Source organism: Mycobacterium sp. TH-M82 (assembly GCF_057473605.1).
In genome coordinates, this window is sequence record NZ_JBYCKY010000035.1 from 1 (window position 1) to 1,353 (window position 1,353).

Below are 1,353 nucleotides of genomic sequence, written 5' to 3' on the forward strand. Positions count from 1 at the left end.
CGGCGCGCACGTCACCGGCGTGGTAGCCCAGCGCACCCAGCGATGCCAGCACGTCGGCACGGTCACCGGGGTAGCCCGCGTCGATCAGCAGCACACCCTTGTCGTCGGTGACCAGCAGCCAGTTGACCGCTTCGCCCCGGGCCAGGTGCACCCGCTCGGTGATCGGAACAACCTCAACCGGCCTGTTAGCCATGCCGGTGAGTCTAGGGAAGCGCCGGTACGGGTAGAAAAGGTGGAATGGCGCAACTGAGATTGGGGTACAAGGCATCCGCCGAGCAATTCGGGCCGCGGGAACTCGTCGAACTGGGTGTCGCCGCCGAAGCACACGGGATGGACAGCGCCACGGTCAGCGACCACTTCCAGCCGTGGCGCCACGTTGGCGGGCACGCTCCGTTCTCGCTGTCCTGGCTGACCGCGGTAGGAGAACGCACCGAGCGGATCGTGCTGGGCACCTCGGTGCTCACCCCGACGTTCCGGTACAACCCTGCCGTGATCGCCCAGGCGTTCGCCACCATGAGTTGCCTGTATGCGGGGCGGGTCTTCCTCGGGGTGGGCACCGGTGAAGCCCTCAACGAGATCGCCACCGGTTATATCGGCGAGTGGCCGGCCTTCAAGGAGCGGTTCGCCCGGCTGCGGGAGTCGGTGCGGCTGATGCGGGAATTGTGGCGCGGCAACCGTGTCGACTTCGACGGCGAGTACTACCGTCTGCAGGGCGCCTCCATCTACGACGTGCCCGAGGGTGGGGTGCCGGTCTACATCGCCGCCGGTGGACCCGTGGTGGCGAAATACGCCGGCCGGTCTGGCGACGGCTTCATCTGCACCTCCGGCAAGGGCGCGCAGCTCTACGCCGAGAAGCTGATGCCGGCGGTCTTGGAAGGTGCAGCGGCCGCAGGCAGATCGGTCGACGAGGTCGACAAGATGATCGAGATCAAGATCTCCTACGACCCGGATCCCGAACTGGCGTTGGGCAACACCCGATTCTGGGCGCCGCTGTCGCTGACCGCCGAACAGAAACATTCCATCGGCGACCCGATCGAGATGGAGAAGGCCGCCGACGCGCTGCCGATCGAGCAGGTCGCCAAGCGCTGGATCGTGGCCTCCGACCCCGACGAGGCCGTGGAGAAGGTCGGCCAGTACGTCGCATGGGGCTTCAACCACCTGGTGTTCCACGCACCCGGCCACGACCAGCGCCGTTTCCTGCAACTCTTCGAAACGGACCTGGCGCCTAGATTGCGCAAGCTGCGCCGGCTGTAAGACGGTCAGAAGGGTGGTGGTTCGTCGTTTCGGGCCAGCTCGGCGATGCGTTTTCGACGCTGAACGGCGAGGCGTTCTTCGTTGATGCGGCGTTCGGCG

At 66.3% G+C, this 1,353-nt stretch carries 2 protein-coding genes; one reads left to right on the plus strand and one right to left on the minus strand.

Annotated features, from left to right (window positions below):
• A partial coding sequence (locus tag AC2VON_RS01170; RefSeq protein WP_486951310.1) for an MBL fold metallo-hydrolase occupies nucleotides 1-193 on the minus strand: 193 nt, incomplete at its 3' end.
• Nucleotides 194-237: 44 nt separating this feature from the next.
• On the opposite strand from AC2VON_RS01170, the gene fgd reads away from it, so the two are divergent.
• The gene (gene fgd, locus AC2VON_RS01175; protein WP_486951311.1) at nucleotides 238-1,254 is read left to right on the plus strand and encodes a glucose-6-phosphate dehydrogenase (coenzyme-F420); all 1,017 of its coding nucleotides are present in this window, start codon (nucleotides 238-240) and stop codon (nucleotides 1,252-1,254) included.
• Nucleotides 1,255-1,353: the final 99 nt, after the last annotated feature.